Origin of the sequence: Caldithrix abyssi DSM 13497, assembly GCF_001886815.1 — a bacterium.
Taxonomy (GTDB): Bacteria; Calditrichota; Calditrichia; order Calditrichales; family Calditrichaceae; genus Caldithrix; species Caldithrix abyssi.
The window spans coordinates 3,286,857-3,303,823 of record NZ_CP018099.1; the positions used below are offsets into that span (position 1 = coordinate 3,286,857).

At 44.8% G+C, this 16,967-nt stretch carries 11 protein-coding genes; all 11 read right to left on the bottom strand.

What is annotated here, in order from left to right:
* Window positions 1-9: 9 nt before the first annotated feature.
* Window positions 10-3,051, bottom strand: coding sequence for a TonB-dependent receptor (locus tag Cabys_RS12870; protein WP_006931023.1), 3,042 nt, complete (start codon window positions 3,049-3,051; stop codon window positions 10-12).
* Window positions 3,052-3,171: 120 nt separating this feature from the next.
* Window positions 3,172-4,527 carry a T9SS type A sorting domain-containing protein gene (locus tag Cabys_RS12875; protein ID WP_006931024.1) on the bottom strand — a complete coding sequence of 452 codons (1,356 nt, stop codon included), beginning with the start codon at window positions 4,525-4,527 and terminating at the stop codon, window positions 3,172-3,174.
* Between the two features lie 115 nt (window positions 4,528-4,642).
* Complete coding sequence (locus Cabys_RS12880; RefSeq protein WP_006931025.1) at window positions 4,643-5,851, bottom strand: IPT/TIG domain-containing protein; 1,209 nt, start codon at window positions 5,849-5,851, stop codon at window positions 4,643-4,645.
* Window positions 5,852-5,893: 42 nt separating this feature from the next.
* Window positions 5,894-6,883: a PorV/PorQ family protein gene (locus Cabys_RS12885; protein ID WP_006931026.1), complete on the bottom strand. Its 990-nt coding sequence runs from the start codon at window positions 6,881-6,883 to the stop codon at window positions 5,894-5,896.
* Window positions 6,884-6,922: 39 nt separating this feature from the next.
* The gene (locus Cabys_RS12890; protein ID WP_006931027.1) at window positions 6,923-7,504 is read right to left on the bottom strand and encodes a hypothetical protein; all 582 of its coding nucleotides are present in this window, start codon (window positions 7,502-7,504) and stop codon (window positions 6,923-6,925) included.
* A 20-nt stretch (window positions 7,505-7,524) separates the two neighbouring features.
* Window positions 7,525-9,669 carry a hypothetical protein gene (locus Cabys_RS12895; RefSeq protein ID WP_006931028.1) on the bottom strand — a complete coding sequence of 715 codons (2,145 nt, stop codon included), beginning with the start codon at window positions 9,667-9,669 and terminating at the stop codon, window positions 7,525-7,527.
* A gap of 26 nt (window positions 9,670-9,695) precedes the next feature.
* Entirely contained in the window at window positions 9,696-12,929 is a 3,234-nt protein-coding gene (locus Cabys_RS12900) for a TonB-dependent receptor (protein ID WP_006931029.1), read from the bottom strand.
* Between the two features lie 512 nt (window positions 12,930-13,441).
* A complete protein-coding gene (gene aroE / locus Cabys_RS12905; RefSeq protein WP_006931030.1) occupies window positions 13,442-14,281 on the bottom strand; it encodes a shikimate dehydrogenase in 840 nt (279 codons plus the stop codon).
* Window positions 14,282-14,293: 12 nt separating this feature from the next.
* Complete coding sequence (aroA, locus tag Cabys_RS12910) at window positions 14,294-15,556, bottom strand: 3-phosphoshikimate 1-carboxyvinyltransferase (protein WP_052304194.1); 1,263 nt, start codon at window positions 15,554-15,556, stop codon at window positions 14,294-14,296.
* A 96-nt stretch (window positions 15,557-15,652) separates the two neighbouring features.
* Window positions 15,653-16,210 carry a hypothetical protein gene (locus tag Cabys_RS12915; protein WP_006926507.1) on the bottom strand — a complete coding sequence of 186 codons (558 nt, stop codon included), beginning with the start codon at window positions 16,208-16,210 and terminating at the stop codon, window positions 15,653-15,655.
* Between the two features lies 1 nt (window position 16,211).
* The gene (locus Cabys_RS20310) at window positions 16,212-16,901 is read right to left on the bottom strand and encodes a PspC domain-containing protein (RefSeq protein ID WP_006926508.1); all 690 of its coding nucleotides are present in this window, start codon (window positions 16,899-16,901) and stop codon (window positions 16,212-16,214) included.
* Window positions 16,902-16,967 lie beyond the last annotated feature (66 nt).

Sequence of the window (16,967 nt, forward strand, 5' to 3'; positions counted from 1 at the left end):
AGCACCCTTTTAAAAGCTAATTCTTACACCAAATCTAAAGTCGCGCGGATTTAAAAACGTAAACGATTGGATATTGGGCATATCAATGTACGACTTTGTTTCTTTACGCCTTTGATTGCGCGCTGCAATTTGAGGATCGTTATCAGGATTAGGTTCCAGTGGATCATAGGCAACGCCTACAGGACGATAATCTCCTATTTTGTCGTTGCCCTTTTCTACGCCTTCTTCCCATGAAAAATTCAAAGATTCCAGGTAATCTAAATAGTCGTAACGATCGGCAAAACCGGCCATATTTAAATATTTAAAGTTCAATAAATTGCTAATATCCACATAAATCTGAACTTGCGCTTTACGCAGATTAAGAGTTTTTGAAATACGCAAATCGATATTGTGCCAATCTCGCCACCTTACGTTGTCAACCACTCCCGGAATATTGTTGGGGTTGTATGTATCAAACGCCCCCGCCTTCCAATTAAAAATAATGTTAAGGTTCCAATTAGCCAGAGGATACCCCCCTAACCATTTTTTACCATATTGCCCGGGCGTATGAAAATTAATATTAGCGCGCGCATAAGGTCTGGGATGAGGTTTTTCTACATAAGGGTTTTGACGCAAATATTCTCTTTGCTTGTTTGGATCTTCCCAGTATTGGGTTAAGCCAAAATAGCCCGAAGTTTTTACATCGTATGTGTAATTGATAAAGCCTGAAATCCAGCGGCCGACTCTTTTGTAAAGAGTTACCTCAAAACCTCGAATATCCTGATAATTGTTGTTGGCCGCCTTGTAATATTGAACAGAGTTATCCAGGTTCTGGTAAAAAACCCATCCTACCTGATTGGTCACATCTTTATAATAGGCGGCCAGCTTTAAAAGCAGGCCATAAGGGAGGCTGTGTTCATAGCCTAATTCATAGGCTATGGTTTTTTCGAGGGTTAAATTCGGATCGCCCATATAGGTAACCAAGCCATTGGATTCTCGCTGAATGCGGAATCTGTAAGACGAAGGAGGTTCGGAACGGAAGTGCCCGTAATTAAAATAGAGCTTTGAGTTTTCGGTAATGGGGTGGGCAATTCCCAACCGCGGACTAAGGGTAAAGGCGGCGCGCGCTTTTTGAGTCGGCGCTTCGCTTTCTATCAAATTCCCATATCCGGCCTTGTAAAAGTCGTCGTAGTCCGATAATACATAACGCTCGGTATTGGCGTTTGAATAGTCTAACCGCAGGCCAAAATTTCCAATAAATCCCATATATTCCATTTTATCCTGTACATAAAAAGAAAAACGATAGGGGAAAATGGTATATTTTAAACTCCGCGTCCAGGTGCTCATGGAGGGGCTAAACGTGCCTGAATTTATCCGGAAATCGTTGTAAACAAATTCAAAACCGCTTTTAACCTGATGGCGTGGATGAACCTGACTGGTGATATCAAATTTTAAAGTGGTGGTGGCGATTTTGCTTTTGTCTCTGCCCAGATTCATCCAACCGCCCATACTCATACCGTCAATACCGGTAACGCCATATCCCCAGTAGCCATAGGGGGCTTCATCCACTTTTAGGCCGGGCAAAATTTCAAAACGCCGTGTGGTATCTCGTTCCGCCATTTGGTAGGTATGGTAACGGCTTTGTTTGTACTGTAAATTCACTTCGTAAAACGTTTTAGGCGTTAACGCGTTTATCAGTTTAATTCCAAACATATTTCGGTAAATGGAAGTAGGGCTAAAATAACCGGGCATGTACAAAATGCTGCTTCCAGAAGAACTGTTTAACAGATCGGCTATCTCCGATTGATTTTTCAGGACGCGTCCGGTTGGCGTTGTTTTCCATTGATATGGCGAAACAGAAAATTCTTCCTGATACCAGTTGCTAACAATTAATTTTAAAGTATTGGAAAGATCGGAAGTAATTTTGGTTTGAATGGCGTTTTGCCCGTAATGATCGCGAGAAAGCGGGAAGATAAACATATTTTGTTCTTTAAATAAAGAAACGTAAAAGCGCAAATTTCCCAGTGGTTTGCTAAAAACAGGCACAGGGCCGCCAAAGCCAATATCGACGATATAATCGGGCTTTTTAATATCTCCCTGTCGTCGATGCTGCCAGCGATATAAAAGCTGGGCTGCTTCAGGAGTTAGGTCGTTTGTAGGATCGTCATCGTTTAAAAGCGCTTCAGATATAGCCTCCCAACCTTCAAAATTTGGATATTGGCGACGCGTGTATTCATCCCAGGCGCCATTATCGGTACCGGTCCAACAAACCGCAGGGTCTAAATAAGGACGATTAAAATAGGAATAAGGATCGTAAATAGAAGGGCCAAAGTGTTTGGGCGCGGGGGGACGTATTTGCAGGGCAATTACTCCAGAATAGTGGTCACGCGGGCCTTCACGCGTAATAACATTTACAATGCCCGAACGCGCCTGCCCATACTCGGCGTTAAAGCCGCCGGTTTGTACCTGCAATTCTTTTAAAGCGCTAAAACTGAATGTTGTGGGTGGAACGTTTCCGCGTTCGTCATTTAGCGCCTGGCCATCTAACATAAACACCGTCTGGTTGGCGCTGCCTCCTCTAATTAAAATGCCTTCGCTTCCCAGTTCGATGCCGGCTTGCAACGTTAAAACCTCTTCCACCGTTTTAACGGGCATTATTTCTATGCTCTGAATTTCCATATTCAGCTGGCTATTGGAAACATCCGGGGTGACTACCGGCCGCTCCGAAACAACCACAACGGTTTCTCCCTCCAAAATGGCTTCTTGGAGTTTGATATGCAAAGTGGTGGTCAGATCGATATCTATTTTAACGTTGTGAGCTTTAAAAACTTTATAACCGACATAGGTTGCGACAACCGTGTAACGACCTGGCGGAATATTTAAAATAGAATAGAAGCCGTCGCCATCTGTAGAAGCGCCAAGCGATGTTCCATCTAAATACACGTTAACTCCCGCCAGCGCTTGCCCTGTTTGGGCATCGGTAACAACACCCGCCAGCTTTCCGGTAGTGCCGGAAAATACCGTAAACCATAAAATATGTACAATGGCCAGAGCGGTAATCAGGTTTTTCATAAGTTTACCTAATTTTTCATATTTGTTGCTTTAAAATTGCCAGAGAACAACACGCAGTATCTTTAAATAAATTAAAGGTACTGGCATAAATTGCCAGTACCTTTATAGTCAAGAAGTGCGTTATTTTACAAGAATCATCTGACGAGTCAGAGTCATTCCGTCCACTCTCAACTGGTAAAAATAGATACCAGATGAAAGGTTCGAAGCGTTGTATTCAAATTTGTGAACGCCCATATCCATTGTCTGATTGACCAGAGTAGCAATTTCGCGGCCCTGCACATCGAACACTTTCAGTTCCACATGGGCGCGTTTTTTCAGTTCAAACGGAATTGTTGTAGTCGGGTTAAATGGATTGGGATAATTAGCATACAAATTGAATACACGAGCAACGATTTGTCCGCCTTCTTTAATAGCTGTGGGTTGTTTTTCCCAGACGGTTACACAGTTGTAATCATAGTCGGCCAGATACATGGTTTTGCCATCCGGGCTCCATGCCGCACCGCGGGGCGAATAGATTCCACCTTCATTGGCAGGGGTTGGATAAGGATTGCCAACCGTGTACACAATGTCTCCGGTATTTACATCAAAGGCATACCATTTCGATCCTGTCCCAGCGCCGCCAGAAGACCAGTCGTCGCGCAAATTACCGGCCCACAAAAGGCTATCCGGGCCCCAATCAAGAGAGCTGGCCCACAGTTTTACATCATAATAGGTGGTATCCGTTTCTGGCACATAAACGGAATCCCAGTTGCCAATTGTATCTACCGGTTCAAATTTCAATACGCCTGGCAAATCGCTATGGTATTTCACAATACCAAAACCCAGCCAGGTGGAGCCGGTGTACAAATCTTTACCATCGGCCGATACTTCCATCGTACGATTGATGTATCCAAGGGTGTCGATGGCATCGCCCAGGTAGTTAAAATCGGGATCCAGGATATGTACCGGTTTATCTCCGCCTAACACATAGCCAAAATAGATGTAACCGTTTTTATCACAGGCGGCTTCGGTTATAGAGGAACTAATGGGAGCCAGAAACTTGTTCATCCCTTCGCCGGTCTTGTAATTGATGCGATAAAGAGCATACGCGCCGGCCGAATATAAGATGTTTCCGTTATTATCTAAATGTAATCCTTTACATTTTAAATCACTGTTCAGAGTATCAACATCGCCGTTAACCGTAATAAATTTGATAGGCGAAAAAGAGACCTGATTACCGTCGGGGGAATACACATAAATGGGGTTTAACGGAATCGTATCGGTGCCGGTAAATAGAGTATCGGTCATAATCCCGTGTAAACCAACCCAAATATTTCCATCCGGATCCACAACTACGCCGTGAATTCCATAGCCATTGCTCTGAGGAAGATTGTAGTCAACCAGAACATTCTTGAAGACCCACTGATATTCCTGAGCAAAACCAAAACTGAGCATTAATGTTAATGCTACGACCACAATGAGTAATTTACGACTCATAGGCCACTCCTTTCTGTTAAAGGTTAATGAAACATAAGTTGATTAAAAATAACAATTCGAAAAGGTTTAACTGAATATCACCTCCTCTCTTAATATTTTTTTTAATATTTTCGCTTTATTGTCGTCCAAAATAAGGCGCGCTTTTTCTTAGCATATTAACGCGCAATATACGTTTTTTAGAAGCTTCGCTACTACGACGGTTAATGTATAAATAATCGCCGTTACCCCACACCATCGAGGAGGCCGGCGGTTCGATTACGCCAGGATAAACAGGCTCAAAACGGCCATCCGGATGAATCGCAATCAACGGATCGGGGGTATCGCTTCCAATGATGATGTCGCCATCTTCAGCAATAACCATCGAAAGTAAGTTGTTTTGCGGAAAATGACTATGCCAGTCAAACACCAATTCATTTGGACCCAAATCGCCTTCGGCATTTAAAATTTCATTACGCCAGACGCCTTCCTGCACCTGCGTGGTGTCTGCTCCGGTGTAACTTCCGGCCAGATAAACATAGTTATTAAATACGCGTACGGCGTTAAAAGATATTTTATCATATTGTGCCACAATTTTTGCGGTTTTATCGGGTTGCAACACAAATACCTTGGAAGCATTGCCGGCTAAAAAGATGTTGCCGTTAGCGTCAAAGTCGAGATCAAATACACCGCCGGTAAGCACTTTATAAATCTGATCCTGACCGCCTCCGGCTGGAACTCGAAAAACAGCCTGCAAGATATTCACATAAAAAAGGTCTCCGCCTGGGCCAACGCGCATCCCCGAAGCTTTATCCACGGTGGTCGAAGCGTAATCGTAGCGCGTACCGTCGGGCGTAACCTTTACAATTTTTTTCTTTTTACCTTTATTGTCCTGCGCCAGAGAAACATACAAGTTTTCGTCTGCATCTACCGCCATGGCAAACGCATCGTCGTATTCGTTAAAATCGCTATATTCCGTCCAGACGCGCATTAATTTGTAGGGCGCAAATTCTGCGAACATCAATGCGCCTTCCACCCGAACTTTAATCACGACGTCGTCGCCATAAAGATTGGGCACCCTAACCTTCAACTGTGTGGCGCTGGCTTCTAAAACCTCTCCCTTTTCGCCATTAAAGTAAACGTGATTTTTGCGAGGATCCGCCGAAAAATTTTCACCCAAAATGGTAATAATGCCGATACCGCCAAAAGCGGAATCGGGCTGAATAGCCGTAATTACCGGATCGGGTTCAGCTTCGAAATTCGGATCCCACAGGCTGGGTGGGTAATCATTTTTGCAGCCGCTAATATGTAAAAAGATCAGCGCAAATATAATTATCAATTTTTTCATGGACAAACTCCTGCTTTTTTGCGTTATTTGTGCCCTCTGCTATTAATAATGAAAGCGCACGCTAAATCGATGAACCTGATTAAAAACGCCAAATGGCGTAAATGCATAATCAACCCCGAAATGGAGCGCCTTAACGCCAAAACCATACGTCATTCCGTATTCGTCATGGTTTGAAATATAACCGCAGCGCAACGCCAAAAAGCGTTTATATTCGTATTCCATTCCAACGTTGATATACTCGGGATATGAACGCGGATGCACGGCATTTACGCTTAATAAAAGCGTTTGTTCTTTCGCGTCTGTTAAAATGAAATCAAATAGATTAGCCGAAAAGCCAATATTAAAGGTTAACGGCAATTGAAAGCTTTCTTTTTCAAATTTAATTTCTTGAGAAAAATTGCGGACCATCATACCAAAAGTAAAGCTTTTAAATCCAGTACGGTAAATAGTTCCAAAATCGAAAGCCATGGTCGAGGCGATATTATCTTTAACCCCTTCATCCGGGATAACGCTTCTGCCCAGGGATTGAGCCACATATTTGACCTGACCGCCCACGGCAAACTTATTGGTAAGGTATTTAGAATATCCCACACCTATTGCAATCGCATGCGGATTAAATTCCTCTGTGTCAATAAAACCCTGGTGGTTCGCCCAGACCATTGTACCCTGTAAGGTTCCATAATCAACGTTCATCACGCTCAAACCAATAACCCCGAACTGGCCATTACGAGGCCGAAATCCAACGCTAAACGAGGTGTAATTGATATCGGCAATCCACTCAAAATAATTGGCTGTTACTTCTATGGTCGTTTCTAAACGGGACAAACTGGCGGGGTTGTAGAACAAACCGCTGGAATTTCCTTCCACAGTGGTGTAGGCTTCGCCCATGGCAACGGCACGAGCGTCTTGCCCCACACTTAAAAATTGAAAACCGGTTTGAGCCAGTTTATCTTGTGCCTGCAGGGGGATGGTTTGCCATGTAAACGTTAATATTCCAAGTATTATTAAAAAAATCTGGCTTGGATATTTCATAACGCTGAATCCTCCATAACAAAAATATATTGATATCATTTATTTTTTTAGAATCACCAAATGAAACACATCTTTTTTCGTTTGATCATTTCTTCTGACTTGCAATAACGTTTCCCCCTTAACGCCAGAAAATTCCGCACGCGTAATGATTGTAGGACATGAGGCAATGGTTTCTAAAGGGATGCTGGTTTGGTCCGGGAAAAGCTGCGTACCGTCGTTTTTCCAGACTTGAATATCCACGCTATTATCGACAAACAGAACCACCTGATCGGCGGAAGAGTTAAAGGTAAAATAAACATCATTAAATGTTGAATACGGCACAATAAGATAGGCTGTCTCTTGATCAACCACTGATTGGCCCCGGATGGTCAGTGAATCGCGCAAGGCATTTATCAGTGTGGGGGTTACCAGAGTGTCGCTCCAGACCGGATTGATCTCTTCCAGATTGGCCGTAAATAGCGAATCCACGGTATTTTCGGTAATTGCCTGACATGCTTTTTGGTCAAAAGCAGAAATGGTGTACGATTGATGCTGATAAACATCGCATGCGCCGGCCAGCAGAACGACCAGCATTAAAGGGAAGACTTTTCGGATTTTTTGGATTAATGGTAATGTATTCATTCGCGAATCTCCCATTCATTTTAACGAATAATAACAAATTTACGAATGGCGGTTTCACCTTTGCGAAAGATGATTTCACCTGTTTCCGGATCGAAATAATCCTGGGTAACTTCAATAACGGCGATGTAAAGGCCGCTAACCACTACCTGGCGCGAAGAGGTGATGGAATTCCAGGCTTCGTCGCCGCTACCATCGGTGTGTTCAATGGTTTCTATCAAATCGCCGCGTTCGGTATAAATTTTAATACGGCAAACAGGCGGTATGTTTAAAAATTTGATGCGGTCTGGAGCGCTGTAGCCAAACTGCATGTCTATAGCCCTAATATTAAAGGGATTGGGGACAATCCGAATGTCCTTTAATGAACGTCCCGCAGCCCGTTTTAAAACAGCAGGTTGGTTGGTCATGCAATAAAAGCGGCCGCTTTCCAGCGGAACGCCAAAGTGGACGTCGTTGGTTGACCCGTCGTCAAAGGCGACCACATAATAATAGTAATCAAATCCACGTTGAGCCGTTTGATCTTCAAAACTATTAACTATCTCGGGATGGTCGGTGCCGGCCCCGCATTCAAAGATCAGGTCGTAGGTGGTATCGGGCACATGAATGGCCCGATAGACGCGATAGCCGGCGAAGTTGGGCCAGTTTTCCGCGTTGTTAGCCCATTCTAAAATGATGCGATCGCCCCCGCCAATGACTTTAAGTTGTTCCGGAGGCGGAGGATTTAAAGGAATATCCAGGGAGCGATTATAGGTATCGATAGCCCGGCGGAAAGTTTTAAAAAGAGAATCTTTTCCGGTATAAACCCAGGCGTTTTTGTAAGCGTCGGCCGTGCCATCGCTATACGTACCTTCCGACACCTGCCCATTGGGAAATCGGAATTTGATTTGTCTGGAAGGATTTGAATAGGCCTCGAACCAGCGCGCGCCGATGGTGTAACAGGAATCCCGTCGTAAACCGGCAACTGCCTCAGCTAAGACGATGCGAATGCTGTCGCCAGGAGCCAGATCATAAGGCCCAAATCCCTGTGCCTGCGTAAAGCCGCCGGGCGTATTGCCGTATTCATCGGCATTGCCGTCGCCAACCAGTTCGGCGTGCGATTGCGCCGGACGTCCGGCGGTCATGGCAGCATATTCTTTGGCCATTTTAGCCGGATTAAAAGGGTCGTTATTATAGGTAATGTCAGCGTCCGATTCTACTACCTGGGTTGATGTGGGTTGATTGGGATCGTTGGTTTTATCGTTTGGGCCTTTATCGGCATGAATCGTGACCACGCCGCAATATTGAGCGGCGCCCAACCTTCCGTCGCCGCCATAGGTGTTTGTGCCAATATTTGGCCCGCCAATCAAATCGTAATCGGCCTTAGAGTGACGGCCAAGCCAGGTAAACAGGGCTCGAAACAGTGGGTTGCCGTTTAATGGATCGGCATAAACCGCATCGTTCATTGTGCTGTGCCCCCACGAGGTGGATTGCGGAGCCCAATAATAGCCATAGGGCCCAATTTCGCGCGTTGGCGCATAACGATATTGTAAAAAGAAAACCACGTCGGTCAGAGTCTTTTCGACCTTTGTGCCCTTTTTGTCAATAATGCCCGTATTTTTAAATATGTACTCATGAATCAAATAGTTGTCGTGGTTTTGTTGCGAAAAGGCATAAATGCGCCGTGTCACGGTAATGCCAATTTGCGTATTAACCACATTGTAAATCATCCGGTCTGCCGGAAGGTCAGGATCAATCTCATCCACTTCATCCATATAGTCTAAAGGAGACGCCGGAAAACCGTCCACAAATACCTGAGGATGATCAAATCGCGCAACGAGCTTAAATTCTACCGGCATAAATTCGTTTTCTTCATCCAGTACACGGGGCCCCACATGAACAACCTTGTATTCATAAGTCTGCCCACTAATAGGGTCCTGGTAATTGGTGGTGCCAATCCACAGCGCTTTAGCCGCCTTTGTATCCTGATAGCGAAACTGAGCCGGCCAGCGCAAACCGTCTTGCTGGTCTGAAATTAAGTGACGGCGCCCCACTTCTATTTCTGCCCCTGCGCTGGAAAACCAATCGTGTAACATCCCCACGGCCAGCCATTTCGATTCGTCGGCAAAGACGGATGTTACCAGCATGATTAAACCGAGCAGTGTGTAAACAGTGTATTTTTTCATCATCATTTTTACCCTTCAATTTCTCAGTTATTCTATAATTTGTAATTAATCGAAAAGCCAATATAATAGCTCCTCGGATTTAAAAAGGTAAAAAACGTCTGGTTCGGCATATCGATATAGGCTTTGTTGTCCAAAATATATTGGAGTCGACTTCCGCCCACTTCACTCCAGTCGCCATCGGTAAATTGGTAATATTTACGAGTTTTAGCGTCCCAATAAATCACCTGCGGATTAGGATGATCGAGGGTGGTGTAATCTTCTACGCGTTGCATGGGCTGAAAAGGCACGCCCGTTTTGCGGTAATCGCCGGGTTGATCGTTGCCCGGAATATTGGGGTAGCCCAGGTTGCCGGCAATGCTCTCTGGCAGATGAAGCGATTTAAAATAGTCGTCGCGGTCAAACTGATCACGAAAAGAGACGCCCGAAAAATGTTTAAAATTAAATAAATTACTGATGTCAACAAAAAATTTAAGGTCTAAATTCTTAAATGGAAACACTTTGGAAATTCGCAAATCCACATTAAAGTAATCACGCCATTGGACGTTGTATTGAATGCCGCGGATGCGATTGGGATTCCAGGTAAACCATTCGCCAGCGGTCCAATAGGTGATAAAGTTAAAATGCCAATCGCCGGCTGGATATTGATTTAAAATTTTAGGCCCAAAAGCGAGCGGGGTATGAAAATCAATGGTCGATTTAACGCGCGGTCTGGGACGCGGCTTCTCCTGATAGGGATTTTGGCGCAGGTATTCTAACTGTTCAGCCGGATTTTCAAAATACTGGTCTAATCCAAAATACCCGGATGTACCAACCCGATATTCGTAATTAATGTTTCCGGTTATCCATTTACCACGCATTTTCGTCAGGTCAAATTCAAAACCGCGGATGTCTTCGTATGCATTGGTTGTAATTTTAAAGTAGTTGACCTTTCCGTCATAACTTATGTAGCGCACCCACAGCTCATCATTTTTAACATCTTTATAATAGCCTGCCAGATGCAACAAATAGTCGTTAAAAATAGCTTGATCAAACCCTAACTCGTAAGAGATGGTTTTTTTAAGATCCAGGTTAGGATCGCCAATACGATCGACTTTGTCATTAAGCGCGCGCTGAACTCGAAACCAGCGTTCAGAAGTAGGCACCTGCTGATAATGCCCGTAATTGAAATACAACTTTGAATTGGCTGTAATAGGATGAGAAATGGCAATCCGCGGGCTAATGGTTAGCTGCGCTTTGGTATCTTTAGTTTTGAATTGGTCTTCCAGCTCCGGATCATAATCCTGCGAATAAAAAGCGCGGTCATAAGGACCAACGTTATACCACTTACCATTGGGGTTTGAATAGTCCAAAATAAGACCTACTGTCGAAATCCATCCTTCAAATTCGATTTTATCTTGCAAGTATAAAGAGGCGCGATACGGTTTTTGTTTAATAATGGTCCAGGTATTGCCTTCAGGCAGAAACTTGTTGACCATTCCAAATTGCATGTCGAAATCGTTTAGCACAAATTCGGCGCCGCCTTTTAACTGGTTATAATTATTAATCTGGCTAACCAAATCGAAGCGTGTGGAATAGGTATTAATGCGGCTATAATCGCGAGAGGTGCTAACCGCGCCGCCAAAAGCCAGCGAACCTTCTATGGAAAACTGCGCCTCTTCATAAAAACCAAACGGCGCTTCATCAACGTAATAATCATCAAAAAGGCGATATTTTTTGGTTAAATCACGCGGACGTCCGGGAGCAGTATGGTAGGTTTTGCCCAGTTTCCGCAATTGAAATTCGAAATAGGTACTGGGATTGATCACATGCGTTAGCTTCGCAGAAATGGTATGACTATAACGCGCAGTAGGCGAATAGTACAAATTGGTGTAAATGCGCCAGGGAACGGTAAAACTGGAGGTGTTAATGACATTGGCTACATCGTAAACCGTGCGGAAATACTCGGTGCCTCCCGTTCGCGAAGAGGTGGTGGCAAACAGTTCGCTGTAGAGGCCAATGATGGAGAACTTGGTGTTTTTACTGATGTCCGAAGTAATTTTTAACATATAGCTTTGATCGGTAACCCCATCGCGCGAAAGTTGCATAAGATACATATTCTGCTCTCGTTTATAAGAGGCGTAAAAACGAAGGTTACCCAATTTTTTAGAGATAAAAGGAACCGGTCCACCAAAACCAAAATCAAGATAATAATCCGGTTTTTTAATATCGCCCTGCTTACGATGCTCCCAACGAAAAATCTGGTAAGCCGCCTCGGGCGTTAAATCGTTGTCCGGATTATTATCTTTTAAGGTAGCTTCAGAAAAGGCAATCCATCCATCCCATTTGGGATATTGGCGACGCATAAACTCGTCCCAGTAAGTACGTTCGCCATCGCCATTATAATCGGTAAACGGTTCACCCGCGTCATACTGCCCATTTCCATTCTGGTCTTCAAACGGCTCGCCCACTTCGGTGCCGGTCCAGGCCACGGCAGGGTCCAAGTAAGGACGCAACCAGTACGAATTCGGATCGTAAGGCGATATCCCAAAATGTTTTTTATGCGGAGGGCTAATTTTGTAAGTGAAGGTTGCGCTGTAACGATGCGGATCGCCTTCTTTAGTTACAACATTAACCACGCCCGAACGAACGTTATTATATTCGGCGCCAAACCCGCCCGACTGAACGGAGATTTGTTCTACCGCACTAAGAGGAATATCGCTCATGGGTTCGTTGGAACGCTCATCTCGCAGCGTTACGCCATCTACCATAAACATTACCTGATCGGCGCCGCTACCGCGGATTTCGAAATTGGAAGATACGCCAGCCTGAAGCCCCACCATTTCGTTTATGTTTGTTACCGGTAAGGCGCTGATCTCATCCGACCCCATGCTTTTTACGCTGGCGGCCACGTCTTTTTGAACAACAGGTTGGGTCGCAACCACTTCAATAACCTCATCGGAAGTCAAAATCGATGGCTTCATGCTGACATTGAGACGAGTGGTAAGATCAATTTTAACTTTGACATTGGAAATACGTACCTGCTGATAGCCCACAAATGAAAATATAACGGTATAAGTTCCAGGCGGCACTTTAAGAATATAATAATTGCCGCTAACATCCGTAGCAGCGCCCAGGGATGTACCTTCGATGTAAACATTAACGCCAGGAAGCGGAGTGTCGTTTTCTGCATCAACAACAATTCCAGCGATTTTACCAGTGGTGCCGGCCAAAAGCCATCCGCTTAATAACATTAATATTAAAAATAATTTAATGGTAGAAAACCTCATAAAAATGACTCCTACATAGAATAATTTTTTATGATTTTTACTATATTAATATTTATACGCATAGCTTATGCAGCTACAACATCGAAAATGCACAGAATGTAAAATAGAAAGTAGATAGAATTTCAAGAAAAGGATGAAGATAAACCGTAAAATAAAGCTGCTTGGATTAAACATTAGGCGCATGGCCGCCTACCCCTTAGTTTGTTCTGCCTCTTTACTAACTGCTTTTTGTTTCTAATATTTCAAAGATACGTAAATCATTTTGGTTTGTCAACTACAAAAAAGTTTTTTTCTTTTATGCATATTTCCGCGTCATTACGTAAAAAAAATACTCGGCGTTTATTGGTCAGAATGGTAAATTTTAAATCAGCTGTGACAGTTTGGTAGCAACTATCCATGTTTGGCGTCCCCCTTTCCCAGATTTCTATTCTGAGAGAACGGGCGCAAGGGGTGAGGGCTACTCCATGGTTGAATGGTCGTCCCTTTTTAGGGCAGACTTGTCAGCGCGTTGTTTATTCAATCAAACCGGGTAGTTCATCGAATAAATACGTTCGGGTCTTTTCCGCAAAGCCACGCCCCGTCCAGATTTTAAACGCTTCTTCTGCCTGATAAATTAGCATGGGCAGGCCGTTAATGGTTGTCAGGCCGCGCTCCTCTGCCCTTTTTAACAAGATGGTTTTCAACGGATTGTAGATCAGGTCGTACACAACGGTCTTGCTGTGCGCCACCCTTTCCGGCTCCAGCAGAATGGTTTGATTGTGTCCGCTCATGCCCACCGATGTGGTGTTCACTATTAAATCGAATCGCTCATTCATGTTTAACAGACTTTCAAAATCTGAAACGCAAATCGTTTTTTGCCCGAACGGCCGAAATTGATTCGCCAGCTCTTCTGCCCGCTTTAGCGTGCGATTGCTTAACACGATGCGCTGCAGCTCAGGCAGGTGCAATAAGGCAAAAAACACACCGCGCGCCGCACCGCCGGCTCCTAACAACAGGCAACGTTTAATGGACGACGAAAATTTTTCAAGCGGTTTGAGAAAGCCAATCCAGTCTGTGTTGAATCCATGCCATTCTTTGCCTATCTTTTTCACCGTATTTAGCGCGCCGATCTTTACCGCTTCAGCGGATAATTGATCGACAAAGGGGATAATGCGTTCTTTGTAAGGAATGGTGACATTAAAACCCACAAAATCGGAATTCTTTAACCTTTCCACTTCACGCTCAAATTCTTCAGGCGCAATTTCAATTTTTTCATAATGCGCATCCATATTTAAATCGGCAAAAGCGCGGTTATGGATCAAAGGCGAAAAAGAATGCTTTAGCGGATAGCCGATAATGGCAAAGCGCTGCACTTACGCTCCCTCCTACGCCTGAACAACAGATTTCAGGATGTGGTAGAAATCAGGAAAAGAAACCGCCGCGCAGTCAGGGTCATCCGGCTCTATGGGCTCATCGCTCAGTAGGTCGGCGATGGCAAAAGACATGGCAATGCGGTGATCGCCAAATGTTGTAATCTTCCCTCCTTTAAAAGACTGCGGGCCGCAAACCTGAAAACCATCCTCAAATTCTTCCACTTCAACGCCGATTTGCCGCAGATTTTGCACAATGGCTTTAATGCGATCGGATTCTTTAAAACGCAGCTCGGAAGCGTGCCGCAAAACCAGCGTTCCTTCAGAGCGCGCGGCCAGAATGCTTAAGATCGGAATTTCATCAATAATGTTAGGAATCAGTTCTTCCGGTATCTCAATATTGTGCAGTTTTTGCGGACGGATCACAATCTCTCCCGCAGGCTCAGGCTCTTGCTGAGTAAGATTAATTTCCAGTTGCGCCCCCATCTGCTTTAACACCTCTAAAAAACCGGTACGCGTGGGATTGAGCGAAACATTTTTAATCATTAATTCCGAGCCGGGTAAAAGAAGCGCGCCGGTAATAAAAAAAGCGGCTGAAGAAAAATCGCCGGGAATCTTCATTGAAATATCGGGGATGGGCAGCCCTCTCCGGCTGCGAATAATTTTCCTGCCTCTGGCGTCGATCTCCACCGGCAAATTAAGCAAACGTTCCGTATGATCTCTGGAAGGAATGGTCTCGATGACACGTGTGGCGCCTTCGGCAAATAAACCGGCCATCAACACGGCGGATTTAACCTGTGCGCTGGCCACGGGCAGTTCGTAATCGATCCCTTTTAAACCTGAAACCGGAAAAAATTCCAGCGGTAAGTAGCCGTTGTTTGAACGAATGTCCGCCCCCATTTGAGTAAGGGGTTCAATAATGCGCTTCATGGGCCGTCTGGAAAGCGAGGCATCGCCGATTAAAGTGGTCGGAAACGGCAGATTGGCCAGCAAGGCGCTGAGCAGTCGGGCGGTGGTGCCGGAGTTTTCGGCGTTTAACGGATGGTCGGGCTTTTGCCAGCGTCCCGGATCCTTTCCGTTTATTCGCACGGACGTGTCTTCCTTTGTCTCTATTTCAACGCCCACAGCGCGCAAACAGGCAAGCGTGGCCAGGCAGTCGCGGTTAAAGTTAAAATTTTCAAAATAAGACGTCCCTTCTCTAATCGCTGAAAAGAGGGCCGCGCGATGGGAAATCGATTTATCTCCCGGCAGTAAAACCGTACCTTTTAGTTTTGGCATTCAATGAGACCTTTCCTCTGAAGCAACTCTCCGTATTTCGAGGAAAATATGAAAAAAAGGGGAATAGTCAAAATCGAATTGACCTGATGCGGTCATTTAAACTGATTCTCTTTCCTGCCCTTCAGGTTCCATTTGGTCTTCCTGGATCCGTTTCTTTTTCTGGAGCGCGCTATCGACCAGGATCGCAAGTCCCAGTGCAACAAGGATCAGCGGCCAGTAAGTTGACACCACCTCTTCGAACTGCCACACATCGAACACACCAAAATAGACCATTAGAATAGAGCCGCCAATAGCGCCAAAGAAGAAGAACATAAACAGGTTAAAAGTACGCTGCATTCCATTTGCGAAAAAATAGGTTAGATTGGCCGCGGCCAGCGACACAAATAGGGCGCCAACTAACAATGCGCGCCCCAGAGGGCCATGCCATGAACTAAAGATCAGAAGAGCAAGGCCAAATAAAGTAAAAAAAGTGCCGCCTAAAACGCCCTTGTGATCGGGACGCAGTAACGCCTTTCTCAGGAAAGACAGGCCAATTAAAACAGACAGGATACCAATAAAAGCTGACCCGTCCAGGTCAAGCCATCCCAACTGGTGAACCAGCAGCATGCCACCGGCCAGGATCAGGATGATTCCAACAAAACGTTGATGACTCATGCTACACCTCATTTTCTTTTTCTTCTGGCACGGCTAAAATTAAAATGATGTAGGCCAGAATTCCCAGCCCATTGGAAAATAATGTTAAAATAACGTACAACAGACGTACAATGGTTGGATCCATGTTAAAATACTCTGCCAGACCGCCGCACACGCCGGCAATCATGCGATTTTTTCTGGAGCGATAAAGAGTTTTAGGTTCAGGGGGGATCGTTGTACTGTCCTGCTTTTCTCCCTCGCCATTTATTTCTTCTTTCGGCGCTTCAACCGTATCTTTTTTGTTTCCGGGAGCAAGCAGCAAATACATACCCAGAGCAATCAGCAAAATAGCCCACAACAGGTGCCAGGGTAAAGCCCATAGATGGATGGGGGGAAACAAACTCATTTGACTGAGTAATAAAACAACGCCAAGAATGATGAGCAAAGCGCCCCAAAAAATAGCATGATCTTTTTTATCTTTTATGGCAGTCTTCTGCCAGGGATTTTCCGGGATGATGATGATTCCCACAATGTAAAGCACCAGTCCCAAACCGCCCATCAATCCCATAACAACAAATAAAATCCGTACCAGAACGGAATCAATATTGGAATACTCGGCAATCCCCCCACAAACGCCGGCAATCATCCGATCGTTGCGCGAGCGGTACAGGCGTTTTTGCGGCTCTTTAGGCGTGTAATTTGAATTTTGCATCGAAACCTCCAGGTTAATCTCTTGATTATTTGGACGAAAAATCAACCTGAAGGTTTCACTATCTGC

What these genes read in the sequence shown, in the direction of transcription:
- Cabys_RS12870 (WP_006931023.1), bottom strand. Translation starts at nt 3,051, where the DNA reads ATGAAAAACCTGATTACCGCTCTGGCCATTGTACATATTTTATGGTTT.
- Cabys_RS12875 (WP_006931024.1), bottom strand. Translation starts at nt 4,527, where the DNA reads ATGAGTCGTAAATTACTCATTGTGGTCGTAGCATTAACATTAATGCTC.
- Cabys_RS12880 (WP_006931025.1), bottom strand. Translation starts at nt 5,851, where the DNA reads ATGAAAAAATTGATAATTATATTTGCGCTGATCTTTTTACATATTAGC.
- Cabys_RS12885 (WP_006931026.1), bottom strand. Translation starts at nt 6,883, where the DNA reads ATGAAATATCCAAGCCAGATTTTTTTAATAATACTTGGAATATTAACG.
- Cabys_RS12890 (WP_006931027.1), bottom strand. Translation starts at nt 7,504, where the DNA reads ATGAATACATTACCATTAATCCAAAAAATCCGAAAAGTCTTCCCTTTA.
- Cabys_RS12895 (WP_006931028.1), bottom strand. Translation starts at nt 9,669, where the DNA reads ATGATGATGAAAAAATACACTGTTTACACACTGCTCGGTTTAATCATG.
- Cabys_RS12900 (WP_006931029.1), bottom strand. Translation starts at nt 12,929, where the DNA reads ATGAGGTTTTCTACCATTAAATTATTTTTAATATTAATGTTATTAAGC.
- aroA (WP_052304194.1), bottom strand. Translation starts at nt 15,556, where the DNA reads ATGCCAAAACTAAAAGGTACGGTTTTACTGCCGGGAGATAAATCGATT.
- Cabys_RS12915 (WP_006926507.1), bottom strand. Translation starts at nt 16,210, where the DNA reads ATGAGTCATCAACGTTTTGTTGGAATCATCCTGATCCTGGCCGGTGGC.
- Cabys_RS20310 (WP_006926508.1), bottom strand. Translation starts at nt 16,901, where the DNA reads ATGCAAAATTCAAATTACACGCCTAAAGAGCCGCAAAAACGCCTGTAC.